This window comes from Anaerofustis butyriciformans (assembly GCF_036289385.1).
In the GTDB taxonomy this organism is placed as follows: domain Bacteria; phylum Bacillota; class Clostridia; order Eubacteriales; family Anaerofustaceae; genus Anaerofustis; species Anaerofustis butyriciformans.
This window is the reverse complement of sequence record NZ_JAYFFH010000011.1, coordinates 1-26,722: the sequence shown is the minus strand read 5'-3', so window position 1 is coordinate 26,722 and position 26,722 is coordinate 1. Positions and strand designations below refer to the sequence as shown.

The 26,722-nt window shown below is 22.4% G+C and carries 26 protein-coding genes; 1 reads left to right on the top strand and 25 read right to left on the bottom strand.

What is annotated here, in order from left to right:
- Nucleotides 1-48: 48 nt before the first annotated feature.
- The 5 genes from V2W16_RS10845 to V2W16_RS10825 form a co-directional block, all read right to left on the bottom strand.
- Entirely contained in the window at nucleotides 49-585 is a 537-nt protein-coding gene (locus V2W16_RS10845) for a hypothetical protein (RefSeq protein WP_329385773.1), read from the bottom strand.
- A gap of 104 nt (nucleotides 586-689) precedes the next feature.
- Nucleotides 690-911, bottom strand: a complete 222-nt coding sequence (locus tag V2W16_RS10840; protein ID WP_329385771.1) for a helix-turn-helix domain-containing protein — start codon at nucleotides 909-911, stop codon at nucleotides 690-692.
- 71 nt (nucleotides 912-982) lie between these two features.
- Complete coding sequence (locus V2W16_RS10835) at nucleotides 983-1,258, bottom strand: hypothetical protein (RefSeq protein ID WP_329385768.1); 276 nt, start codon at nucleotides 1,256-1,258, stop codon at nucleotides 983-985.
- A gap of 57 nt (nucleotides 1,259-1,315) precedes the next feature.
- Nucleotides 1,316-1,606: a hypothetical protein gene (locus V2W16_RS10830; RefSeq protein WP_329385766.1), complete on the bottom strand. Its 291-nt coding sequence runs from the start codon at nucleotides 1,604-1,606 to the stop codon at nucleotides 1,316-1,318.
- Nucleotides 1,607-1,617: 11 nt separating this feature from the next.
- Nucleotides 1,618-1,848, bottom strand: a complete 231-nt coding sequence (locus tag V2W16_RS10825; RefSeq protein ID WP_329385763.1) for a hypothetical protein — start codon at nucleotides 1,846-1,848, stop codon at nucleotides 1,618-1,620.
- 138 nt (nucleotides 1,849-1,986) lie between these two features.
- Here V2W16_RS10825 and V2W16_RS10820 point away from each other — a divergent pair, with 138 nt between their 5' ends.
- Nucleotides 1,987-2,592 (top strand): recombinase family protein, encoded by a 606-nt coding sequence (locus V2W16_RS10820; RefSeq protein ID WP_329385760.1) that lies wholly within the window; start codon nucleotides 1,987-1,989, stop codon nucleotides 2,590-2,592.
- Nucleotides 2,593-2,597: 5 nt separating this feature from the next.
- Here the strand turns inward: V2W16_RS10820 and V2W16_RS10815 are convergent, their stop codons facing one another.
- The 20 genes from V2W16_RS10815 to V2W16_RS10720 all read right to left on the bottom strand — a co-directional run bounded on the left by V2W16_RS10815 (nucleotide 2,598) and on the right by V2W16_RS10720 (nucleotide 26,447).
- Nucleotides 2,598-2,906 carry a hypothetical protein gene (locus tag V2W16_RS10815; protein ID WP_329385758.1) on the bottom strand — a complete coding sequence of 103 codons (309 nt, stop codon included), beginning with the start codon at nucleotides 2,904-2,906 and terminating at the stop codon, nucleotides 2,598-2,600.
- Nucleotides 2,899-3,876: a ParB/RepB/Spo0J family partition protein gene (locus V2W16_RS10810; RefSeq protein WP_329385755.1), complete on the bottom strand. Its 978-nt coding sequence runs from the start codon at nucleotides 3,874-3,876 to the stop codon at nucleotides 2,899-2,901. Before V2W16_RS10810 ends, V2W16_RS10815 begins: the two co-directional genes overlap by 8 nt.
- A gap of 21 nt (nucleotides 3,877-3,897) precedes the next feature.
- Nucleotides 3,898-4,857, bottom strand: a complete 960-nt coding sequence (locus V2W16_RS10805) for a ParA family protein (protein WP_329385751.1) — start codon at nucleotides 4,855-4,857, stop codon at nucleotides 3,898-3,900.
- Nucleotides 4,858-4,988: 131 nt separating this feature from the next.
- Nucleotides 4,989-5,279 carry a hypothetical protein gene (locus tag V2W16_RS10800; RefSeq protein WP_329385747.1) on the bottom strand — a complete coding sequence of 97 codons (291 nt, stop codon included), beginning with the start codon at nucleotides 5,277-5,279 and terminating at the stop codon, nucleotides 4,989-4,991.
- Nucleotides 5,276-6,424 carry a hypothetical protein gene (locus V2W16_RS10795; RefSeq protein WP_329385744.1) on the bottom strand — a complete coding sequence of 383 codons (1,149 nt, stop codon included), beginning with the start codon at nucleotides 6,422-6,424 and terminating at the stop codon, nucleotides 5,276-5,278. Before V2W16_RS10795 ends, V2W16_RS10800 begins: the two co-directional genes overlap by 4 nt.
- Before the next feature lie 15 nt (nucleotides 6,425-6,439).
- Nucleotides 6,440-13,456, bottom strand: a complete 7,017-nt coding sequence (locus V2W16_RS10790) for a DUF3991 domain-containing protein (protein ID WP_329385741.1) — start codon at nucleotides 13,454-13,456, stop codon at nucleotides 6,440-6,442.
- Between the two features lie 71 nt (nucleotides 13,457-13,527).
- On the bottom strand, nucleotides 13,528-13,701 hold the full coding sequence (locus V2W16_RS10785) for a hypothetical protein (protein WP_329385738.1): 174 nt from the start codon (nucleotides 13,699-13,701) through the stop codon (nucleotides 13,528-13,530).
- A 60-nt stretch (nucleotides 13,702-13,761) separates the two neighbouring features.
- Nucleotides 13,762-14,601 carry a hypothetical protein gene (locus V2W16_RS10780; RefSeq protein WP_329385735.1) on the bottom strand — a complete coding sequence of 280 codons (840 nt, stop codon included), beginning with the start codon at nucleotides 14,599-14,601 and terminating at the stop codon, nucleotides 13,762-13,764.
- The gene (locus tag V2W16_RS10775; RefSeq protein WP_329385732.1) at nucleotides 14,598-15,377 is read right to left on the bottom strand and encodes a hypothetical protein; all 780 of its coding nucleotides are present in this window, start codon (nucleotides 15,375-15,377) and stop codon (nucleotides 14,598-14,600) included. The genes V2W16_RS10780 and V2W16_RS10775 overlap by 4 nt, the downstream gene beginning before the upstream one ends.
- Nucleotides 15,378-15,454: 77 nt before the next feature.
- The gene (gene mobP2 / locus V2W16_RS10770) at nucleotides 15,455-16,759 is read right to left on the bottom strand and encodes a MobP2 family relaxase (RefSeq protein ID WP_329385729.1); all 1,305 of its coding nucleotides are present in this window, start codon (nucleotides 16,757-16,759) and stop codon (nucleotides 15,455-15,457) included.
- A gap of 61 nt (nucleotides 16,760-16,820) precedes the next feature.
- On the bottom strand, nucleotides 16,821-17,213 hold the full coding sequence (locus V2W16_RS10765) for a hypothetical protein (protein ID WP_329385726.1): 393 nt from the start codon (nucleotides 17,211-17,213) through the stop codon (nucleotides 16,821-16,823).
- 4 nt (nucleotides 17,214-17,217) lie between these two features.
- A complete protein-coding gene (locus V2W16_RS10760) occupies nucleotides 17,218-17,484 on the bottom strand; it encodes a hypothetical protein (RefSeq protein ID WP_329385723.1) in 267 nt (88 codons plus the stop codon).
- A gap of 229 nt (nucleotides 17,485-17,713) precedes the next feature.
- Complete coding sequence (locus tag V2W16_RS10755; protein ID WP_329385721.1) at nucleotides 17,714-18,259, bottom strand: hypothetical protein; 546 nt, start codon at nucleotides 18,257-18,259, stop codon at nucleotides 17,714-17,716.
- A 6-nt stretch (nucleotides 18,260-18,265) separates the two neighbouring features.
- Entirely contained in the window at nucleotides 18,266-18,661 is a 396-nt protein-coding gene (locus tag V2W16_RS10750; protein ID WP_329385719.1) for a hypothetical protein, read from the bottom strand.
- Nucleotides 18,662-18,673: 12 nt separating this feature from the next.
- On the bottom strand, nucleotides 18,674-20,377 hold the full coding sequence (locus tag V2W16_RS10745) for a pLS20_p028 family conjugation system transmembrane protein (RefSeq protein WP_329385717.1): 1,704 nt from the start codon (nucleotides 20,375-20,377) through the stop codon (nucleotides 18,674-18,676).
- 38 nt (nucleotides 20,378-20,415) lie between these two features.
- The gene (locus V2W16_RS10740; RefSeq protein ID WP_329385714.1) at nucleotides 20,416-21,231 is read right to left on the bottom strand and encodes a hypothetical protein; all 816 of its coding nucleotides are present in this window, start codon (nucleotides 21,229-21,231) and stop codon (nucleotides 20,416-20,418) included.
- A 68-nt stretch (nucleotides 21,232-21,299) separates the two neighbouring features.
- Nucleotides 21,300-23,246 carry a VirB4 family type IV secretion system protein gene (locus V2W16_RS10735; RefSeq protein WP_329385711.1) on the bottom strand — a complete coding sequence of 649 codons (1,947 nt, stop codon included), beginning with the start codon at nucleotides 23,244-23,246 and terminating at the stop codon, nucleotides 21,300-21,302.
- Between the two features lie 71 nt (nucleotides 23,247-23,317).
- The gene (locus tag V2W16_RS10730; protein ID WP_329385708.1) at nucleotides 23,318-23,524 is read right to left on the bottom strand and encodes a hypothetical protein; all 207 of its coding nucleotides are present in this window, start codon (nucleotides 23,522-23,524) and stop codon (nucleotides 23,318-23,320) included.
- A gap of 21 nt (nucleotides 23,525-23,545) precedes the next feature.
- Nucleotides 23,546-26,092, bottom strand: a complete 2,547-nt coding sequence (locus V2W16_RS10725; protein ID WP_329385705.1) for a type IV secretory system conjugative DNA transfer family protein — start codon at nucleotides 26,090-26,092, stop codon at nucleotides 23,546-23,548.
- Nucleotides 26,093-26,117: 25 nt separating this feature from the next.
- Nucleotides 26,118-26,447: a hypothetical protein gene (locus tag V2W16_RS10720; protein ID WP_329385702.1), complete on the bottom strand. Its 330-nt coding sequence runs from the start codon at nucleotides 26,445-26,447 to the stop codon at nucleotides 26,118-26,120.
- Nucleotides 26,448-26,722 lie beyond the last annotated feature (275 nt).

Genomic DNA, 26,722 nt, shown 5'->3' with positions numbered 1-26,722 from the left:
AACTCCTACTAATAAGAAAAAATTAATATTTATCTTAACATTAAGAAATTAAATTAAGCGTTTAATATTATTAATACGACTTTCTTCTTCAGTATTTATAATATTTTTTTTATAAATTTCTTGAATAATATTAAACTCTTTTGAGTTAATAAATTTATTAAATGATTTATTATCTAAACAGCATACAATATGCTTAATGTGGTCTTTATCATGTATTATCTTTTTATAAGGGTTATTATAACTTTCATGTTTAATTAATGGAATAATATCATAATGGTCAGTAATAACAATACTTTCTATATTATTATCTATGATATTTTCTAAAAATTCTCTTCCCTCAAAATTTCTAACTTCTTGGGATAAACAATTAAAAATGGTAATTTTATTTATGAATAATATTTTAAGGCATATATGTAAAATAAGTAATGTTAGTACAATAACGAAAGCAAATCTACCAAATTTTATCACACAGATAAGAAAAATTAAAGCATATAATAATGGTATCAATCCTTTTTCTAAATCTTTAAATAAAGATATATTATTTCTCCATTTGGTCAATTTTTTATAGTTAATATTTTTTTTCATTTTTTTACTCCTTTTATTATTTATATAAATCCTTACCACCCGACAACTCTATCTGAGTTGTCACCCTCAAGGGTAATTCAAAAATATAAAATTTTTGAAAAACCTTAAACATAATACAATTCTTCTAATAATTCTTCTACACTACAATTAAAATAATTAGATAGTTTAATTAAATTTAATAAACTTGTCTGCAGTAAATTTCTTTTATTATTTTTCCAATCAATGATAGTTGTTCTTGGTATTCCTGTTGCTTTTGATAATGAATACACAGTTATATTTTTTCTATGTAAAAAATCTTTAAATGTTATTTTTTCTTTTATTTCCATATATTTTACTCCTACTAATAAGAAAAAAAGTTTTATTACATACTCCACTAATAAAGTGGAGTATATAACATTTATGATAAAATTTTATTTTCTATTAACTTATATTTTTCTTCAAAAAAGCAATCATCTATATCAATCCATGTATCGTATAAAAATGATAACGGATATTCAAACATATTTAATATTTCTAATGTTTGAATATTAAATTTATCTTTTATATAAAAAATAAAATCTTTTTTATTACTTAATTCATGAGCATCAAACATATTCATTACTATTGTTGAATTGTTTAATTCTCTATATTCATTTAATGCTTTTTTTAAAACTTGTTTTCTTATTTCTTCCATTTTTATACTCCTTTAATAAAAAACTTTATATACTTCACTGTGATAGTGAAGTATATATTAGTTGTTTAATAGTTTACTTTCTATCAATTTATATTTTTCTTCAAAAAAATTATTTTTTTCCATATATAACCAAAACCAAAAATCATATAAATAGGATAGTGGATTTTCCATTTCATCTAATTTTTCAATTACTTTAATATCAAAATACTTTTGTATATAAAGAAGAAAATCTGTTTTATTTATCATTTCATATAAAGAAATATCTATTTCTCCTTCTTTACTTTGCTTTTCCATTTTTTTATATTCATTTAATGCTTTATTAAAAACTTTCTTTCTTATTTCTTCCATTTTTTATACTCCTAATAAATAATATTACTTAATAAAATTATCAATTTAGCAAATGCTCTTATACATTGTTCAAATAATACATATCCGATAAAAAAAAGAATTAAGTCTAATATTAAAGGAACAATTACTTTCTTTAATAAAATAATATTGTATTTTCTTCTTTTTTTTGTTATAATTAAGTGTGTGATATTAGAGTTTGTTCTTTGTATAACAGCAGGGACAAATTCTTTTTTTTTGTTCATTTTTTTCTCCTTTCTTAATTTTTCTTTATATTATCCTCCTTTCTTAATATTATTATAGCACGATAAAGCGACATATTCAAGTTTTTTTTTATTTTTTTTAAAATAATATATAATAGTACTTGAGGTGAAAAATTTGAAATGAGATATGGATATGTGAGGGTATCATCAAAAAATCAAAATATTAATAGACAAATTGATATAATGGAAAAATATAATATTGAAAAGAGAAATATTTTTATAGATGTTGCAAGTGGAAAAAATTTTAATCGTCCAAAATACATTCAATTAATAAAAATACTAAAAGAAAATGATACATTAATTATACAAAGTATTGATAGGCTAGGTCGAAATTATGATGAAATTTTACAACAATGGAGATTACTTACGAAGGAAAAAAAGATAAATATCATTGTTATTGATATGCCACTACTAAGCTCATTTGAAAATAACCATGATTTAACAAATATATTTATTGTTGATATTGTACTTCAACTTTTAAGTTATGTAGCAGAACTGGAAAGAAAAAAAATAAAAGAAAGACAAAAGGAAGGTATTATATCGGCAAAGAAACGAGGAGTAACATTTGGACGTCCGCCATTAGAAATACCAAAAGATTTTAATATTTATTTCAATAAAATAATAAATGGAGAAATAAGTAAAAAAGAAGTAGCTGCAGCATTAAATATTTCATATCCAACATTATTAAAATGGATAAAATATAACAAGAATCAAAAAAAGGAATAGATATTCTATTCCTTTATTTTGTTTATTTCAACGAATAAAGCAATTTCAACTAATCGTGCGATACTAATATTGTTTGATTTTGCTTTTGATTTTAATAAATTTTTTGTATGTGTATCAATAGAAAATGACATATTTTGTTTTTTTTCATTAAAAACTTTTTTATATATGTTATCTCTAATTTCATCATCAGTTATATTTTCAATTGCATTAGAGAACAGAACTGATTTATTTATCATATTTGTTAGTTTTAAATCTTCTATAATTTTATTTACATCAACTGATACACGTACTGAATATATTAACTTATTATTCATGTTGCTTATCTTCCTTTATTAATGCATTGATTAAATAATTAATTATATCTTTTTCTCCTTTTTCAATAACATCTAATGGAATATAATTTTTTATATCTTTCATTTTTATTTTTATTATATTTAATTTCTTTTCTTTCTTTTTTTCTTTTTTAGTAATAACTTTTTTAATTTCGTTCTTTACTTCATTTTTTATTGCATTATTTGGTGAATATTTATTTATTTCATTTGTTATATTGTTATCATTTATATTTATTAATATTTTTTCTTGTTCAACAGGTAACAATTTTGCAATATCGGATGCGTCTTTTATAGAAATAACTTCTTGTTTGCATAAATTTTGTAACGTATCAGTCCCCTTTTCTAAAATAATTTTATATCTTCTTATTATTTCTCTAGATACACCCATTTTTGAACATAGAAAATCAGTTTTTTCTTTTTTAGTAAAATTATTATCTTGATTATATAAATCAAAGTAATCTGAATATGCTTTAAAATCTATAAATTTATCTTTAACACTTTTCTCTCTTTGTTGATTATAGATAGAAATATAATATCTTTCTTCAGTATCATTTTTAGGTTTATCAATAATAATAACAGGAACATATGCAAATAAAGTATTATCTTCTTTTCTAATTTCTTTAAGTGCCATTAAACGTGTATTACCACTTACTACAACATAATTATCTTCAGTATTTTTATATACTGTTAAAGGTGTTTTTAAGCCACTTTCCTCAATAGAAATACGTAAATCTTCTACTAAATCTTTTGAAAAATCATCAAGCTTTGAATTCACTAACTTATCAAATTGAATGAACTCAATTTTCATTGCATTATTTGTAATATCTTGACTTTCTTTATTTAATAAATTATCAATAGAAAATACTTTTTCTTCAGGTTTGATTTCTTCTTTTTTCACTTGAGTAAATGCTTCATTCATCATTTCTTCAAATGTTTTCTTTTTTCTTGCCATATTTAATTTTTCCTTTCCTAATTAATTATTTATAATATAATTTGTAAGTTTTATATAATCAATGACAGCCTTGTATTTTGAATTATCTATTTTCCTTTGTAAATAATTATACTTTTCTTCAATTTCTTTTTTTTCTTTTTCTGTAATATTATTTATATGCAGTAAGTTTTGAGTTAAAGTTTTTAATTCTTGTTCTAATTTTATTTCTTCTTGAACTTTATCAAAATTTATTTCTAATTTTTGTTCAATAGATATATCTTCTATTAATTTATTTTTTCTTATCGTAACAGGAATAAATTCCTCTTTTCGATATTTTAATTCTGTATTAAATACTTCTTTATGTAATTTCTTACGTGGTTCAAACATAGTGAAAAATGTTCCTCCTAATTTTAGATTTGAGTATGTTTGAACCTGCTTTATTATTTCTTTTACATTTATCATTCCTGCAATAGCCCATAAAGATACGTTCATCGGAATATAAACAGTATCAGAAGCAACCAAAGCATTTGTATTTAATAAATTTATACTAGGTGAACAATCTATTATTATGTAATCATAATCGCTTTTAATCTTCTTTAATTCGTTGTCTAAACGGAACTGTTGTGGAACACTATGAGTAATACTCAATAGATTTTCCACATTTGTTAATGTAATATAACTAGGTATAAAATCTACATTTTTAAATTCAGAATGTTTAATTGCCTTACTAGGTTCTATGTCACCTTTTAAAATATCTTCAATCGTATAATCAGATTTTAGAATTTTAGTATCTTCATTGATAATTAATTTAACAAACAATTGATAAATATTATCTAACGGATTATTCATAATTGAAGATGCGTTCCCTTGTGGGTCTAAATCAAGAAATAATACTTTTTTATTATAATATTCACCTAATATTTTTGCTACCATTACAGAGGAAGTGGTTTTTCCTACACCACCTTTATGGTTTATAAAACTTATAGTTTTGCTAATTTTCATCTCTATACCTCACTATAATACTATTCTTATTTTCATAAATATATTATACAATATATGCAATAAATTTGCAATAATATTGTAATAAGTTTGTAATAAGTTTGTAATAAAAAAGAACAATAAATATTGTTCTTTTAAAAATAAGTATTGATAATATTAAAAAATAAATCAATCAAATAAACTCGAGTATCAATAATAATTAATGATGTCAATCCTATTGTTGCAAATACATATAAAATAATATTACTAAGTATTCTAATAATACTTGCTATTGTTTTTATAGTAAATTTATAATTATTATTCTTTTCAACAATTTTAACATTTTCATCAATATGTTTGTATTTTTTATGTAAATTAGCTTGTTCTTGCTCTTCTTTTATATCATCTTCAATTTTTATCATAAATGTATTTTTAAATTTGCTCATTTTCGTTTCTTCCTTAAAATATTATTAAATTTACTTATTTTTTCATTCTTTTTAATTTCTTTTTTCTCTTTTCCTTTATCATATTTTGTTATGATGTTATTAAAAATATAATTAAAAATATTAATGTTATTCAAATTAAATGTAAACATATCTGGTGTATATTCTAAAAAAGATACATTATATCTCTGTTCACCCATATAAAACAAAATATCAGCTTTTTCATTTTCATGAACAAAGTTAAATATATAATGAACATTTTTAAATTTATATGTATGAAGTAATAGTTGATTAGAAAACTTCATTTCACTTGGAGAGCTACCAAGAACTATAATACTCATATCTTTTTCAAAAAAACTTGATAAATCCATATTATTATTAAATGCACCATAATCATATACAATAAAGTTACTTTTATCATATAAACTAGCAATGCCATTTATAGATTTTGCCAAATAAATATTATTATATTGAATAACTTCTTTATTAATTTCTATATAATCTTCATATGTATTTTTAATATCATCTATAAATTTGGAATCATTACGTTCAATATATATAACATTATTATCAGTATTTAATGATTTAAAAAATTGACAACATTGCATACACACAGTACTATTACCGATACGTGATTGACTTCCTAATATTCCAATTGTATATATAGATTTTTTTTTATGGTTATCTAAGTTTATATTATTATTAATTATTGTATCAATTTCCTTACGATTATCATTTTCTTGTTTTTTCACAACATTTAATTTTGAATCTAAATTATCATTTAAAAAATCAATGATAAATGGTTTTAAAAATTGTTCTTTTGAGGAAAAAACTATATCATTAAAACCTAGTTCTTTTAATTTAATAATCATTTCTGATTTTAAATCATAATCATTTGCAATAAATCCGATTTTCACTTTCGGTGATATTTGTCTTATTGTTTTTACAGCTTCAATTCTATCATCTACTTCATCAAAATATATTTCATTGATATCAATTAAAATATGACTTATTTTCTCCAGAGAAAAAATAGATATTTTATTCGATATTTTTCCATGAACATTTTCCAATCTATAATCTATATTAAATTGCTCTGCAATATCTTTTAATATATATTCTTTATCAAATGACATAACAGCTAATAACATTGTATTATATTCCTCCTATATTTCTTCATATGTTATATCTTGTTCTTGCTCTCCCATCTCAAGTTGAAATTGTATTTGTCCTTGTCGCTCAGTTAAATCTGCAAGTTCTTGTTTTTTAGGAAATTCACTATTTATAATTTTATTTTGATATTCCAAACTATTATTTAATTCGTTAATTGATTCTTCTAATGAACGTTTTGATAATATTAATTTATCAATATTAATTAAATTTTCTAATTTAATTATAAAACCATAATCTGAATTATCTTTATATTCGATCGACTTCATAATATTATTTTGTAATATGATTTTTTTCACATCACTTTTAATATTAATATATAAATCAAATCCTTTTAAATTACCAATTTTAATATTTTTACCATAATTATCTGCATTAATATTAATATTTTTAATAACATTATTTAAATGTTCAATAGCTTTTTTCCTTTCAGTAAAATTCACACCATTTATTTCCATATTAAATTGAATATTATCTGTTTTTTCATTATAATTTTTTTCATTATAATTTTTTACAAAGTCTATATCTAATTTATATTTTTCTAATGTAGAACTATTTAATTTAATTTCTTTAGGAATATTTTTAATAAGATGTCTTGCATTTTCTTGGCTCTTTAAAAATTCACTTTTTTCTAGTTTTAACGTTTTTATTTTATTATCAATTTCTAATTTTTCCTTAATTATTGGATTAGAACAGCAAATAGCTTTAACTTCAGCACAATCAAGTACCATTTCATCTACATCTTGTACAAATCTAACATTACCTTTTACTATTCCTATCGGATTTATAAATAATAATTTATTTTCTTGTGTCTGCCACATATATGAATCAAATGTTCCCTTTGTAACATATCTGTATACATTTACTTCCTTAAACATATTACCACGTCTTAAAATTCTGCCATTTCGTTGTTCAATGTCTGAAGGTCGCCAAGGACAGTCTATGTGATGTAATGATATCATACGTTTTTGAACATTCGTACCTTGCCCCATTTTCTCTGTAGAACCTAATAAAACTCGAACATCTCCATTTCTACATTTTTGAAATAATTCTATTTTTGCTTTATCAGTTTTGGCATCAGATATAAATGCTATTTCATTTTCTTGAATACCTAATCTAACTAATTCTTCTTTTATTTTGTCATAAAGAGCAACACCATAGTCAAGAAATACCATTTGAAACCCTTTATATTCTTCAGAATTAATATATTCTTTATAAATATAATCACAAGCTACATACACTTTTGAAAACTGTCTTTCTTGCGTAAAGTCTGTATTCAAAAGTGAAACATCAATAGATAGCTTTCTACCATCATTGGTTAATTTCAACATATTATCTTCTTTACTATCTACTACACCTGCTTCAATGAAAGAATTACGTTTATCAAATTCTTGCATGATTTTTTTTGCTAAAGGGCTACTTTCAACAGCAATTGTTTGTATTTTACCAGTTTTTAAATTAGGTATACCTTGAATTTCAGGAATATCTTCTTGATAATCAGCTACTAAATTAAATATACTTATTAACTCAGGTAAATTTCTAAATCCTGTAAAACGTGTCCTTGTTTTATAATTTTGAGCCGATACGTTTAGTTCTATTTTTGTTTCTATTTGTGCATACGTAGAAACCCAACTATCAAAATTATCTATATGTAATTTTTCTAAGATATCATTTTGTAAATATTTTTGCATAATAAATAATTCTGAAATAGAATTACTTATCGGTGTAGCAGTAGCAAAAACAAGTCCACGTTTTTGATTATGTAAACTCGTTATATACTGCGTTTTCATCATAAAATCCATAGATTTTAAACTTCCAGTTGGATTAATTCCACTAATATTTTTTAACCTTGTTGTGAATGGGCAATTTTTATAATAGTGTGCTTCATCCACAAACAAATAATCAATTCCTAAATCTTCAAATGAAAGAACATTATCATCTTTTCTTTCATCAATTTGTGTTTGTGTTTTTTTATACTTTTCTCTAAGTTGTTTTAACTGTTTTTCACATTGTTTAATAGAAAAATTACGTTCATTATCATATTTATATTCAGAAATAAATTGTTCATACCTTTCTATTTCCTTACTATAAAAAGATAAAACATATTCATTACTCATTTTAATCTTTTCAAATTGAGTATAAGGCATAATAACAGCATCGAAAGAGCTACCCATTATTTTTGATAAAAAGCTTTTTCTATGTTTTGCTGTCAAATCTTTTTTAGTAGGTACTAAAATTTTAGCATTGGGATTTAACATATAGAACTCATTTGCCCATTGTCCAACTAAATGATTAGGGACGATAAATAATGGTTTTTTACAAATACCTGCTTGCTTCAATGTCATTGCTGATGCAATCATTGTAAAAGTTTTCCCATGTCCAACTTTATATGGTAGCAAAGTATTTCCACCTAATAAAACTCTTACAACACCTTTTTTTTGTTCTTTTGTTAATTCAATTTTATTTGTAATATTTTTAGGTGCAACAAATAATTTTTCATCAAAACTTCTATGAACATATCTGTTCATTTTTTCATTATATAATTTTTCAATTCTAGTACTTACTTCAACATTACTACTTACCCATTCATTAAATGCATTTTTAATTTTATCTTGCTTCAAACGTGCTAATGTTGTTTCTTTCTTATTTAAAATACGTTTATCATCAATATTATCATATATTTTAACATCAATCATATTCATAGTACGTTCTAGAATATGTAACGGATTTATTCTACTCGTACCAAATTCATTATTTATTTCTTGACGATAAAAATGAGATTTATTGGAAATATTATATGTATTTGTCATATAATCAAAAACAAGACTATTCGCATAGCTACGTACTTTTAAAACTTCTTGCATAAATTGATTATATATTTCTGTATCTATCCATGTTGTTCCTAAATTAAAACCAATATCTGAAAATGGTATATCTTTTGGAATGACTTCATTTACTAAACTTAAATTTTTTTCTATTATTTTTTTAAATTCGTCATTTATATCTTGTATTAATAAATATTCTAATTCTTCTTTCTTTGTTTTTACATCTCCAGACAAATACTCAGTTTTAAGAATATAATTATATTGATTATCTACATTAAATAAACTATTGTGGTCAATTACAACATAATCATCTAATTCTTTTAAAACAACTTCTGTTTCTTTATTATAAATTTCGGAAATATATTCAATATCAACTTCACCTTTATCACTTAAACAGACAGCTAATGCATCTTGAATATTGTTAATATTTAAAGTTTGGTCAGAAATAGTTGGTTCAAAAAATAAATCTGATTTTTCATAAACAATATTTTCGGCATCATCAATATGACTTACTTCTAAAGAATAAAAAATTGATGATGTAACATCTTCTTCAATATATTTTATATTAGGTGTTACATATCCATATTTAAGAACAAATTTATCATATTGATTATTTAACTTTTCAAGTAATTTATAAAAGTCTTCTTTTGAATATTCTTTAGACTGAATATCCATAATATTGTATATACTTTGCTTTAGTTCTAAAAGTTTAATAATAACATCTTTTTGTTTTTTTGATATTTTAGGAATTATTTTATTATTATTTTCAATATAAAATAATTCATTATTTTGATAAACATAAATATTATTCTCATCTAACTCTTTTAAATGATTATCTAAATTTTCTATAATATAATCTTCTTGATTTTCCACATTGTAATTGTCAATATCAATAGTTTCAATTGTATTAGCAATATCAACTGATAAATCATCTAGCTTTTTTTCATATGTTACATCTAATATTTTTCTACCAAATTGAGCTGTACTTTCACTTATGTAACCTAAAATCATATGTGGATTTTCTATAAAATACTTATTTAATAGAATACCTGTATGCTGATATTCTTCAGAAAAAATCCATGAAGGATAATTTATTTCTTCTTCAGTAATTTCTTGCTCTCTTTTCTGAAAAACTAATATATCTGATACTATACTTGTTCCTTCTTCTTTAAATGCTTTATTATTTAATCGGATTGCACCTTTTAATTCAGCTTTTCTATAAATCTCTTTACGAAATTCATTATTTTTTTTATCCAATGTACCTGCTGATGTTATAAATGCAACGATACCATTTGGTTTAACAATATCAATTGACTTTTTAATGAAATAATCATGTATTAAATAACTTTTTTTATATTTTTTATCATATATTGATATATCACCAAAGGGAATATTAGACATAATCAAATCAAATGAATTATCTTTGAATTCTATATCTTCAAAACCACTATGCATTATTTGTGCATTTGGATATAAATAATTTGCAATTTGATATGAAATATCATCAATTTCTACTCCATATAGTTTACAGTTTTCTTTAATGCTATCTTTATCTTTTAAGTAGTGAAAAAAATTACCAATACCCATAGATGGGTCAAGAATATTTATATTTTTATTATTTTCAAAATTTATTTTACTAAAAATATGGTCTAATAATGGATTTACAATTTTATCTGAAGTATAAAAGGCTGTTAATGTTGAACTTCTTGCTTGTTTATATTCTTTTTCACTTAGTAAATTTCTTATTAGGTTATTATATTTATTTTCCTTTTCAAATACTTCTGATAAACCACCCCAACCATGATAATTTTCTAATACTGTTTTTTCTGTATTATTATATGTACCATGTTTAATTAAATTTATTGCTTTAATATTATCTTCTATTCTTGTATCTTTCTTACTTTTTGATTGTATTTTTTCATTATTGGGTACATTATATTTATCTTCTTTATTTGCACTATTAAACAAAGAAGTCTGTTCTAAATTAGATTCATTCCCTTTAGAAACGGATTTACTACCTCCCTGTTCGTTTCTGCTTCGGCTTCCAATTTTATTGTATCTTGAATGTTCTTGAACAATGACATATCTCCTATTTTGGTTGCCCTTTCTAATTCTTTTTGTCTTTCTTTGATTTTCGCTTGTTGACAATCCTTGTAGTAACTCAATGCTTCTGAGTCTAGGTTCATTAATAATTCTTCCAAATCTTGCTTGATTAAGTGATAAAACAAGATTTCTTCGTCTTGCATCATTATTTTTAATACTTTCTTTCCGAATAGGCTCAAGTTCATTTCTTCCATTAGATTGTCCGATTTCATTAGTTTTTGATATCTGTCGTTTAACATTATATTCTCTCCTTTTCCCTTTGAATATTTCAAAATTTTTTTTATAAAATTGTAAATTAAATTTTATATTTTTATTTATAGATTGTAATATTTCCCAAGCTAACTGATTATTTACATGTTTAAAAACTTCGATGTCTGTATTGACAAAATTTGCAGAACCTAATCGTTTATTAATTGCAGCACTACTTATTTCTTTAATGTTATTTAATATATTAGTATCTTTAATATTTGTGGGATAATTTAACATAAAATTAATATCAACGATTTTAGCTATCATTTCTGGTAATGTTTTTGATTGTTCATCACCTACTAGTTCTTTCAAATATATAAAAAATTCATCTTTTGATTCTTTTGGAATTATTTCAATATTATTCTTAAAAATATCTTCTTTATTTGTTTTTAATACAGTATCACTAATATCAAACAATATATCTATATACTTACCTTTTTTTATATTAAAAATTGGTTTAGCTTGCTCTTTTATAGTTCTATTTAACTTATCCCAAATGTTATTATTTGCAATAAATGATGTATTAAAATTTTGTTCTAAAATCAGCATTTGAATATTAGTATTATAGCCGTAATTATTAGCACAATTTTCAATGTATCTATTAAAATATTTGTTATCACTAATAATTTGATTAAATGCTTGATATGTTTTATTTCTTAGCTTCCCACTTGAAATACTTTTAAAAGAAAAATTATTATTTACAATATCTTCATTAAAATCTTTCTGATTAGGTATACATAAAGATACACTACCTTCATATTCATTTGAAATTAAAATATTTTGTATTTTTTGAATACAATGAAAACCTGCAATATCATTATCAACAGCAATAATAATATTTTTATATTTTTTTTCTTTAAGTCGGTATTCTATTGAACCTAATTTACTAACACCACCTAATATTAAATAATTAAAATCCTTATAATTAACATTATTCTTTTTTAATATATTCTGTAATGATAATGTATCAATCGGACTTTCTGTAATAATTAATTTATCTGAATTATCTGTATATTGCCATAACATACCTTTTTGATAGTCATTATTTTTATCTTCTGCACGAAAAGCTTTATATGTATTTGTTCCTCTTTTAATTAAATAATTCACATCACCTTCTTCATTATATCCAACAAAGCAACAGTTATTATTTACATCTTGAAATAATAATTTATTTGAAATTGCATCATTTATAATATCATTATCAATATTTCTTGTTTTATTCAAATATGCAAATATATTTTTATATGATGAACTTTTTTCAGGTAAAGTTATTGTTTTATCATTTTCTATATATAACTTTTCTGCTATGTAATTAAAAAAATCCATAATATCTGCATTTACATAATCTAACTTGACTAATGTATCTTTTATTTTTTCTTTTTCTTCAATAGAAAATTTTTTTATATGTTTACATAAATCTTCAGTACTAAACATATGAATATTATCATCTTTATTTAAAATAATAAATTCTTTTATATTGTCTTTTTCTTGTATAAATGTATCAAACCATTTATTAAATTGAGTATGTTTATCTACTCTTTTTTTATTTGAATAATTTAACGTATTATTATTAAATTTTTTTAATTTTTCAATAGCTTCAGAAGTTCTTAAATGTTCAAACTCTTCAACAAAATTAATAATATCTTTTTTATATCCGTCAACACTAAAACGTCTATATGTATTAGAAGTTACATCAATCATAACACTATCATGCTCTTCTAGTGAATAATATTTATTTCCTTTTTTTACCACATGAAATCCTAAATATCTTGCATAATCTACTATTGAAATATTTCTTTTTAAATCATTAATAATTTCTATATTACTCTTATTCATATTTACCTCTTAAAATTACAACTAGGTTGTATTTTTATAATATATTTCTAATATTGATGTTTAAAATATTTTTATCTTTCTCGTTCTTCTTCAATAATATTTTCAACAACATTTTCATCAATACAAAAATCTTCCTGTATTTCATTTATTTCTTTTATTGACAAATCGTTTATATTTTCAATTAAATACGAAAATTTTATATCTTGAATATCAACTTTTTTTTCTTTCTTTTTTTCTGTAATCATAATTATCTCCTTTTATAAAATACAACCTAGTAATACAATTATAATATTATATGTTAAATATTATCTTTCATATTCTTCTCTATTTATTTCTTTCCTTGATTTTTCAATAGTATTTATAAATGGAATAATACTATTATCAATTTCTTTTTTTAACATCATATAATCCTTATCTGATTGCTTTAGTATTTCCAAAGTCTCACTTCTATTAGTATTTTCTTTTAATTGCTCTAACTCAACAATGATATTTTTTTTTATATCTTCATTTACTTCTATTCCATAATAGTTGCAAATTAAAACAACTGTCGTATTTTGTACTATCTTTAAATTTTCATTTTCTCCATTCACTAGTTGATTAATCATATCACATGAATTTAATTTAAAATCTAAATTATATTGTTTTGTCTGCATAAAACTATACAATGCATCTTTTAATAAATTTTTATCATAGCATACTTTTGTTTTATTTAATATAGTGTCAGTCATCTTTTCACTGCAAATAGTTTGTTTTATATCAAAAACTTTTGTTATACTTTTTTCTTTTTTAGTAATTACTTCTAAATCACCTTGTCTTATTTTATTCCACTCATCTTTACTTGCTTGTTTTAATGGGATTTCTATTCCATCTCTGTTAATATATTTTCTTTCAACATTTATTAATTGATTATATCCTTTTTCATTAACTCTTACAGGAATATTACTTTTAAAAAAAGATTGACTAGTATTAATTAAATTTATGTCTTTATTTTGTCCATAAAGCAACACTGCATTTTCAATATTATCTATTGTTAAGAAACTTCTTATTTTTAAAAATTCTAAATAATTTTCTTGATTATTAAATATGTTGTCTATTTCTATTTTTATCTTATTTTCTAAATCTTGGATTTTTTCTTTAATACTCATGAAATATTCTCCTTGAACTTTCTTAAAATGTTCATCACATCGTCATTTTCAAGTGTATATATAGATATAATATCTGTTATATTAATACAATCTCCAATATCGTACATTTTTAAATTACCATATATATAAAACAAATTTCCATTTTCATCTTCTATTATTAATTTATCATCATATGTTCCAATTATTTCATTATTTAATTGGTATTCTATTTTGAAATTATCCGTATGTATCATTTCTACATTACAATTTAAACATTTTATTTTCATATTTTTTGTTCCACGTAATATACCATTACAGCAAGGACAAAAATATCTCCATTGAGTTAAATCATTTTGGCTATTAGCTACTTTATTATATTCTTTTGAACTTTTTATATCTTCAAAATTACATTTTAATATTAATTCATTAAATCTTTTATCTATTTTAACATCTATATATCCTTTATTTTTTAAATAATTTAATTGTATTTTGTGATACTCCCCTACTTCTTTAAATTGCTTCTTATAGTATCCGTTTTTCATATTAAAAGCTTGAATATTATTATTATTGCAATATATATATAACAATTCAAATATAAAAACCTTGATTATATCTTCGTTGGATAATGTAAATAATTTATATGGTATACTAATTTCATTCCCTGTATGAGAACAATAATCGTATATAGTTCCTAGTCTTTTTTTATTTGTATTCACTAATTTATAACTAAAATTTAGTTTTTTATTAAAAAGTATTATTTGAAGTTCATCTAATATAGTATTAATAGATTTATACATTTCTACATTCCTTTTTTTAAATTATATTATATAAAACTTAAAAACTCAAGTTTTATTTATCAAAAAAAAATTACAACTTAGTTGCCATATCCAAGTTCTTCTACTCGTTCTTTCATTTTTATATTATATTCTAATTCTTCATGCTCCCACTGATTTTTATATTGTTTTAACGTGTTTTTTAAATTATATTTAATTTTTCTTAATTCATATCCTATATATATATTATTAAAATGATTATTTAATGATTTATTAGTTCTTTCAAAATTTATTTCTTTTAAATTAAATTTCATATCATTAATATTTTGAAAATTATTATTAATATTGACAGTATTATTGCCTTTATAAATTTCTCTAATTTCTCTTAAAATTTGATTTCCCATTTTTACATATAATTCATTAATTTTATTTATCTTATATTCTTTATATTGGGAACTATTTTCGCCATAGACTTCTTTGTATTTGATTGAATTTTCTTCTAAATTCTGCATTAAACTTTTAAATTCTTCTTGAAAATATTTATCTAAAAAATAGTCTGTAATACTATCTATTTCATCATGGAATTTTGCCATTTTATTAGTTTTATAAAATTCAAATTGTAAATTTTCATTAACAAGATTCTCATATAAAGACATAATTTTTTGATATGCTATTTTATCATCTCTTAAATAATCTTTAGTATTTTTGGTTATTGAATTTCTTATAATATCGTTGATAATAATATTTCTTTCTTTTGTATATTCTTTGATAATATTATTAACAAAATTGCTTTTACATTTCTTTATTGTTTCTTGTTTAAATTTACCTTTATATTGTCCTTTATACTTTCCTTTATCTATAATCGGACGTGTATTATTTATTTCTGTAATGCCTATATGAATATGAATATTATCTGTATTATGATGAATTGCAGCAACCCATTTAGTATTTTGTTCATTTTCTATCTTTTCACTCTTAAGTAAAATATTCATCATTTCTCTTGTGTATTGTTCTAACAATTCTTCTTGTAAAATACCATTACTTAATATTTTATGTTCTTCTAAAAATTTATTATCGAAAGATATTATAGTAGACCACATCAAAGAACTGTTCTTTTCAGCCATATCAAAAATATTTTTATAATATTTTTTCTTTTCTTTTGTAACATAACCATTAATATCAAATAATCCAGATGTTTTATTAGGATTATCCATATACTGTATATATCTTTCATTAGAATAATTTGATTCTTTAGAAGCTGTATAAGACGGATTTCTTGCTTCTTTTCTATCAATATATTCAATATATCTTTTAAAACTTTTTACTGTTTTATCATCTATTATAGCTTTACCTTTTTGCATATCATTTGATGTATAAAACTCACACATCATATTTAAACCACTCATCTTATTTTACAACTATGTTGTATTTTCCTCCTTCACTATTAAATATTAAATAGAAATACAACTAGGTTGCATTTCTATTTTTTTTATTTTTATTAATTGTAATAATAACATTTTTCTTAACATTATTTTTATATTCATCTTCTGCTCTAGAATAAATAGAGCTTTTTAAATTTTTTGTTAGAATTACATCATTATACGAATTATTTAAAATAATATTATTAATCATTTCTGTAGAGATATAAGAATTCTTTTCAATATTTCTACAAATCTTTTTTATATTATTTACTTCTTTTTTTATTTTTTCAGTATCAGTTTTTATTTCATGATTTTTTATATAAAAGTCAATAACAAATTTTAATACATCAGAGTTGTTTGAAAGTTTATTTTCTTTTTTTATATATTGGATTTTTTCATTATAAGTTTCTTCAAATCTAAATGATGTTATTTTGCTCATTTTTTTATTCCTTTTCAGTTGTAAAATTCATTTTGTCAATTTTGTCAATAAATTCATTTAAAACAATTGTATTTGCTTTTATTGTATTTAAACAATTTAATGTTAAACTTTCCATTTCTGAAACAATTGTTTTTGTTTCGTTTAATATAATGGATTGTTCTAAAATAAAATTAATATATTTATTGACACTTTTGTATCCTAATTGCTGAGCTTGTATTTTTAGTAACGCTAAAGTTTTATCGTTAATACTTCTTACGAAAATATCAGCCATGATAATATATTTTCCTTTCTGAGAATTAGCAGAGTTGCAAGCATTCCTATCTTTTAGATAGGAATGGGCATAAGGAACACTGCTATCACTTTATAAAAAGTGATAGGAATGGCAGTGCCATTCGTGTTCTATAAAAGGATTCTGAGATTAGTTGAATCTCAAAAAAACGCTATCATTTTTTTAATCTTGTAATACATTTGTATTACAAGATTTTTTTTAAAAAAAATTACTAATAATCAGATAAAACAGATGTTATATCTAACATTTTTTCAATAATAATATCTCTTTCTTTTCTAGATAAAAATTGATATTTCGTTCTTGGATAATAACTCATAAAAGTTTCTTCAATTTTTTTTAATTCATCAAAATCTTTTCCATGAAACATATATATATAATTTTTTTCACTGTCATTAGTTCCTAAATTTTCTAATTGTTGCATATCCCTTAATAACATATCTTTTCTTAACGGATTATTACATTCTTTAATCTTTTTCTTATAGTAATCAACTTGTGAACTTACATCAGTAGGAAAATTCATTACTATTTCATTAAAAGGATATGGAAATGTTTTTAAAAATCTATCATATAAAATCATATTATCCAATACTATTTCTGAAGCAGGGTCTACAGAAACATTTATAGGAATGATTTTTATAAAATCTATAACTTCTCCATTTGATTTAACATAACAATTATGTTCATCATTAAAATCAACTACAGGGGAAATCATAGAAAAGTTAGAGTCTAATCTTTTCTTTTTTTTTCTTTTCTTCATATATTATTACTCCTTATTTTTTAATATTATTATTTCTTCAAATTCTTCCTTATTAAAAACTATTCCATTTTTTACTTGTCGCATTTTATATGGAATAAAAACAGGTGTGTATATTTTTTCAGACAAAACTTTTGAAATTTCTATTAATATACATTCGTAAAGTCTTTTATTGTAATTACTTTTAGGCTTCCTTGCAAATAACATAAATGTTGTTATAGTATGAAAAATTAGAAATAATAATTTTACTAATGGTAAAGCACTAACAATTGGGAAAATACTAAGTAAAATTATGTAGTATGCTAAACAAGATAAAAATAACTTTACTGTTACTTTTTTTGAAATATGTATAGAACTAGAATATCCATCTATTCGTTTAGATAAAAGATTATCAAAATAATTCATAAAATCATCTCCTTACTTTCTTTTGAATCCGTTATTAGAATTATTAAACATCTTATTTATTTTTGAATTTTTATATGTACCAACATTATTGCGAGAATTACCTTTATAATTATCATTATTCATAGAAACAGTTGTATTATTTTGATTATTATCAAAATTGCTACTACTATCATATTGACTATTAATAGAATTATTATCATTATATTGATTGTTCATTGAACTATTATTTTGTTCTGCTTCACCAAAGTCACTTTGTGTATTGTTAGATTGATTTGAAAAACCATTATTTCCTTGACTTTGATTACTATCGAATGTGCTATCATTGTTATTTATATCAGAATTAGAATAGGAATTATTTCCTTGATTTTGACTACTATCGAATGTACTGTCATTGTTATTGCTCATCTTATCTTCATTATCCATAGTATTTATACTATTAATCATTGATAAAACTGAAGATTTTCCTTTAGAAAATGTAGATTTAATTGAGCTACCTGCTTTTCCTATAGCTTGTCCTACATGATATGTTGCAATGACTCCACGAGAACCATCAGATACTCCTGCATCAATACCAGTTAATTTTTCTATAAGGTCAGGTCCATCAATAGTTGCCAAAGTTAGCATAATATAAATTAAAGCCTTAATAATTCCATCTAAAATAAAATTTGAACTAAATTCAATATTACTAACAATATTCATACAATGTAAAAATAACTTTAATAATATTGCTGTCATCACTAGAATAATATAAGTGCTTAAAAGAAATTCTATAATTTTTCTTAATCTTTCACCAGTTTTTATATCAGCAAAAGAATAATATACTGATAAAAACATTGATACAGGTATTGAATATATTTTTTTTATTGCTGTTAAACCTGTAAAAAAATAAACAACAATAACACATACAATAGTTACTACAATAGGAATATAATTTATTTTATATCTATAGTAACTTTCATTTGCTATATCAATAAATGAGTCTGATAATTCTACTACACTTTTTTCAATATTGTAATCTGCCACATCTAAATAAACTTTACTTTCAAACAACTTACCATCTTTGACTATAGTATTTGTTAGTTTATCTGTATCAACTTTTTCTTGATGGTCAATTTTAGTTGCAATAGAATAATCTTTTTTCCCATTCTTTGTTTCATATAATAAATTTTTATTTTTTAAATAATCATTAGATATAATATAATGACCATTTTTTTGTGTTATTCCTTTTTCTATATAATACATATCATACGTATTATTTGCTATAATATTACCAGCTGTTTCGTTATAAGATGTAACACCAGTATAATCAATTAAGCCTAAGGATAAATTATTTAATACATCTACAAATGAAAATATAGATATAAAAATTATCATAGCCAAAAGTATATTGTAAACATATTTATTAAAATTATGATGTTGATCTGAATGTATATACATATTCCAAAATATTAATGCAATAGCAATAATAAGGACAGGAAATATAATAAACTTATATGATAATATAAATTCTTTAATAACCGAGTCCATTGTAAATGGCTTTAGAAGATTATAAATACCATCTAACATAACTGACATTGCTGACAAACAGGTAGATAAAATATCAATAAAACCTTCCATCAAACTTCGGCAAAAGTCAAATATCATAGAAGTTTTTAAACTAAACACATAGTCATAATTAGAAAGTAAATCAATACACATTTGCTTATTTACTCCCATATTTAACTCTCCTTTCTAATCATTTTATAAAATACAACTTAGTTGTTTTTATAATTTGCTTGTTGATTTCTTTGTTCTTCTATCTCTGCTTCTATTTGTTCTATTTTTATTTTATTTTCATTAATAATGTCATTATTATTTAATATTTCTTGATTGTTATTTAATATACTATTTATTGTATTTTCCTTTTCTTCTCCAACTTGAAATTCTAAATCTTTATTTAATTCTGCATTAATATTTTCTAAGTCATTTATTTCATTATTTAAAATATCAATATTTTTATTAATTTCTTTTATCTCTTCATTTTTCTTTATAATATCTCTATCAATTTTAGCAATAAGATAATCTTCATATTTTAAATTTTTTATTACTCCAGATTTAACTTCTTTGTAATTGGAATATAAAATTAGACTTAAATCATTTTTATCTAGTTCTCGATTTTGTAAATCGTTATTATAAGAAATACCAAAAGCAATTTGCCTAAAATTATTAGGAACATTTAATATTCTAAATATTTTATAATTCGGCTTATCAATATATATTTCAATTTGTAATGGATTTTGTTTTGATAAGAATTTACTTTCACTTTTGGCTTGTACTAACATATTTTCATCTAAATATGACTCATAGTCACATGATATTTCAATTTCCATCATCTTTTTTTCTTTATCATAAATCCAGTTTTCTAATGTTATATTTCCATTCTCTAACACTTCATAATTTGTACCAATTTCACTAAAATTTAAAGTACTGAGTTTAATAGAACCTAAAATAAAATTTGAAAATAAAAAGAATAAATAAATAGAAACAATAGTTAAAAATAAAAATGTATATTTATATTTTTTTATGTACATATTTTAAAATACAACTAGGTTGTATTTTCCTCCTTTCTTTTTTTACAAAAATGCAACTAGGTTGTATTTTACATACCACCTTTGAAATATTTTAATTTTTTATCAGATACATAATGATGAAATTCTATATTATTACCACCTTTAATTGACAATAACAAATCTCCTTTTTGAAAAAATGGTATTCTTGACAATTCACTTTGACTTAATTGCCCTTCAAATGTTTGTTCAAGTAATGATGTTATATTTGCATCTTGCTTATAAATAAATCTTAGAGTTGTTTCTTCTAACATACCAACAATTCCTGCTTGTTCTTCTGATGTTGTTTTGGCAGGTATCATATCTCTTAGTGATTGGGTTATAATACCAATACCAGTAAAAAATTTTCTTCCTTCTTTTTCACACCTTAATAAAAAATCAACAGCATAAGATTTTTTTGCATTTAAGAATAAATGTGCTTCATCTATAACAATAAAATTACGTTTAATTTGATATTCTTTAATCTCATGATTTTCATATTTTTCTTTCATTTTTGCACCTTCTTTTAATGCATTATCCCAAACTAATGTTAATATATTATAAAATCTTGCATCAAATATATTTGAATCTACTTTTTTTAATGCCGATATATCGAAAGAAATAATAGGATAATTAACCAAATCTTTAAAAGTTGAATGTCCATTAAATATAGAACCATATGTTTGTATTAAACTTGATAATGTTAATTCAAGTGATTCTAATGATTTTTGAACTTTATCTGATATATTATTGTTAAATTCAGAATGTTTTTTATCCGTATAAAGAATATCTTGTATAAATTCAATAAAATCTGATAATATAGGATACTTTTCAGGAGATAAACCTGTTACTATATCATCTTCATAATTCAAACCATAATGTTTATAAAATTTATCTAAATAAATATTTAATATTGATATATCATCTTCGTGCATGCTAGGTCTTATAAATTTCATAAAAGTTGCAAAATTGTTTAAGTGTATTTTGTAATTTTCAATATTATTATCAACAGAATTTAATATTTCTAATGGATTGATAATTCCACTATCCACATCACTATCTGGGTCATAAGAAGCAGTAAATTTTATAACTTTACCACCTAATTCATTTACAAGAGTTGTATATTCACCTAAAGGGTCGATGATACGAAAATTATCACCACGTGCAAATCTATCTTCTAATAAATCTTTACTCATAGTAGACTTACCAGACCCAGAATTACCCAAAATAGCAAAATTATAATTAAATCTATTTATGTTATCAATTTGTCCAATATCAAGCCTTACAGAACCACCACAGCTTGTATATCCATATAATCTACCATACTTATCATTTAGATTAGAATAGTTATAATTATATCCAGCTGCTATTTGTCCAGATAAGAAAACTTGACCTTCTCTATAGTTAATTAGTCTTTTTTGTTCTTCATCAGTTAAAAACATACTCAGATAATCATTTTTATTTTCATTTAGTAAAACAGTAGCTTTAAAATTATTTTTTTCAAAGTATTGAATTAAATCAGCAGTTACGTTATCTAATTCATTAATACTTTTCTCTGATAAGTACACTTTTGTATTCATTTTAATAAGTGCTTGATTATCATCAATAGCTGAGCGAACATTTCTTAATAATTCAGAATTACTGTTAAATTTATCTTTGTATCCTTGTTTTTTTTCTGTAAGTGCAATACTTTGGGTATTTTCAATACTTCTGTTTATATTTTCTTCAGCAATATGTTGTTCTTCTTTATTAAAAGATGACACAATAATAGCTTTGTCTATATTAGTTAAAGTACTTCTCCAAAGATATGCAAAGTCATTAGGATATTCTACAATACTTACACATTGGGAATAGCCATTACCATATTTAATATGTTTTTCATCTTTAAAAGATATTCCTCCTTTTGGTTGTATTTTTTCAACAAATTCTTTATTTACTAAATCTTTTAATGATACTTCCTCTTTTTCTTTTCTTTTAAATAACATATTTAAAAAATACAACTAGGTTGTATTTTCCTCCTTTCCTTTTTTTTAATTAACATAACAGAATACAACGAATGTGTTGTATCCTGTTATAGTTCTTGTAAAATATACTTTAATTTTTCTTTTTGTTCTTCTGAGTATTCATTAGACGAAATAAATATATTAATAGTTTTAATTAAATCATTAATGCTTTTTATATTGATATTATTATTGTTTATAATGTTTTTTATTTTGTTTATGTATAACTCTAAGATATTTTCTTCAAGTAAAATTGTTAAATTTTTTATTTCCATCATTAATTTTTAAAACAATTAAGTTTAATAATCCTTTCTTTTTTTCTCTTCTATTAATTTATTTTTTAATGATAATAAAGCTTGTTTTTGTTCCTGTGAATATTCATCCTTATTTAAATTATTTACAATTAATGCTGTTAAATAGCTTATAATATTATCAATTGTTGTTAAATCAACATCGTTAGTATTGACAGTAATAATATTATTAATTTCATTAATAACATCATTAATTTTTTCTAATTCTTGTTCTTTTTTATTAATGAATTCTTCTTCATTCTCTACTGTTATTCTATTTAAGAATGTCATTTCATCATGCAAAATTTCTGATATTAATTCATTAAAAGATAAATCCGTAATAGTTAATAAATCTTTAAAAATATCATCAAGTGGATATTCAAAAAACTCATTACCATTTTTTAATATTCTAATTTTTTTATTTATATCATCTATTTTAACTTTGTTTACACTAGATACTTTTACATAATAAGAAAAATAGCTACAAAGTTTTACATATAGAGTATTTAATAATTCATATTTTATTTTATTTAATGCTCTTGTATAATCTAAAGCATTAAATATAAATTTTTTATTTTTAGTTTCTTCTTTATTTAATTTTGCAGTATATTTTTTCATATCATTAAATGTTGCATTAGTATCAAATACATCATTTAAATAATCTTTTGCAAATCTAAAACGTTTATTCTTTGCTCTATTATCAATGGGGAATGGTTCTAAATCATAATTATCAGAATTTCCATACTTATCTTCTCTAACATCTGTCCTTGCAACTAAAGTACTTCCTTTTGGCATACGCCTAAGTTCATCAGCTGTTACTAATGTTCTACCATCTTGTTGCTCAGTAATAGTTTTATCATTACTAAAAGTTGCACCATGCCTTGTCTTATTTAAATATGTTTCTGTACCAATTAAATTTGCAATTTCTTCTGTATTTTCAGTAGTATTACCTTTTATAAAAACTTGAATATCTAAATTTTCTTTTATAGACATTGCAGTTGTTTCACCATATACAGCTACCATTTGTTGAAATGATTGTAAAAATAAATGGAAAAATAAATTTTTACCTGCTCCCATACTAACCATAGTTTGCATATCTTTTACTACAGGGGATTGTCCAAACTCATCCCAAATATAATGTACACATCTTTTACACTTACCAGTAAAAACAGCTTGTCTAGATAATATTCTGTACATTGATGTTATTAACATAACTATAAGTTTATCTTTTGAATGGTCAATTTCATCAGAACCAATAAATAATGCTACTGGTTTTTTTCCAAATCCAATTTTTAAAAAATCTAAATCAGACTTTATAGAAATATTTTCCATATCTTCATATCCAAATAATTCTAATTGATTTAATACAGTCATAAATATATTATCTCTTGTTTTTGTTGCATCCGTAACTAATTTAGATATATATAATTGTTTAGCTCTTGAGTCATCAGAGCGATTATTAAAATAGTCATCTAAATATGTTTTTGTTTTAACCATGTTATTAGACACTTTTAATTGATAAGTATGTCCTTTTAGTTGAACATGAGTTTGATAGATGGATGGCATATTATTCTTTTCTGGCATTCCATATTTGATACAATCTTCTGTGTGTGCAATTATTAATGCATTTAAATAACCTATTGCAGCTTCATCGAAAAATTTATTATCACCATTAACATTTGTAGTTGCATCAGAAAACATATATTCAGATAAATATCTTGCTTCTTTAATTGCTTCATCATACAAACCTTGTTGCCAATATAATGTTACTTGTTGCAGTAAATTTACATGTATTGAATAATTTGTATCTTGAAAATTAATTACATGAACATCATAACCTCTGTTTTCCCTTAACTCACGTCCTGTCATACTATATAATTCTAATTTTGGGTCATTTACAACAATTGAAGCTCTGTCCTTAATATTTAAACATCTACTCAAAATATCTATAAAACGCAATATAACTATTTGAGATTTTCCTCCACGTGTAGAACCTAAATTTAAAGAGTGTGCAGGTCTATTATCAATATAACATATATACTGATTATTAATTATTCGTGTTGCTACTGGATAACCAGTTCTAAAATTAATCCAATTTATATTTCCATATTTATCTAATGGATCTTCTAATACAGATAAGTACTGTATGTCTAATTCTTCATCTGTTGCCCATCTTGTATTTCCCTGTTGTTCAATATTAAAATCACCATAACTATCTTTGTGTTTAATAAATCTATGAATAGAGAAAATTATTAAAAATAAAAATAGAATGATATATATTAAAGGATATTGAAAAATAAGACTAAATCTAAAAAAATTACTAATTTTAATAATTTTGTTATAAAAAAAGTCACCTTTAATTAAATAATCTATTTTAAAATTAACAACAAAATTAACAATAAAATTAACAAGCATTATAATTAATAAATCTATAAATGCAATATACGTTAAAATAACTAATGTATTCCCTAATAATCTATTAATTCTATTAATATTATTTTTATCTAACGCATACTCTAAATCTTGTTTAAATTCATCAATAATTTTCTTTATCATTTTCTAATTACAACTTTCTTTTAAATTAAAACCAAGATGAAAATAAACCTTTAACATAAGAAGCAATTAAATTCACACCAACTAAACAAACAAAAGCTATAATTTTAACTTTACCTTCCCTAAATATTGTCTCTCTCTCTTGAGAGCTTGCGAAAAAAAGTCTAAATAGAAATATTGCAAGAACAAATCCCAATAATGCCCATGCAAGTTTTATTAGTAGTAGTACAAAGTCATTTCCTGCTTCTTCTACCATTCCTGTAATTTGTGTTGTATTTGTTTTACCAAAAACAACATTAGGTAAAGTTAAAGTTGTTAAAAAAGTAAATTTTAAAATATTTTTTATTTTTCTTTTCATGTATTCCTCCTAAAAAAATGTATACTTTTTTTTAATCAATAATTTTTGGAAAATATCACGAAAAAACACTAAAAAACATAAAAAAAAGTAAAAAAAATAGAAGATTATATACTTTTTTTTTGATAAATAAAAAAAGATATAGTATAATTAGCAATGAAAAAAAAGTATACTTTATTTTAACTTACAGGAGATTTAATATGGAAAGATATCTAATGACATTTAGACCTGATAGAAGATTAAACAATATTATAAAAAATATTGCAGATAAAAAGGGA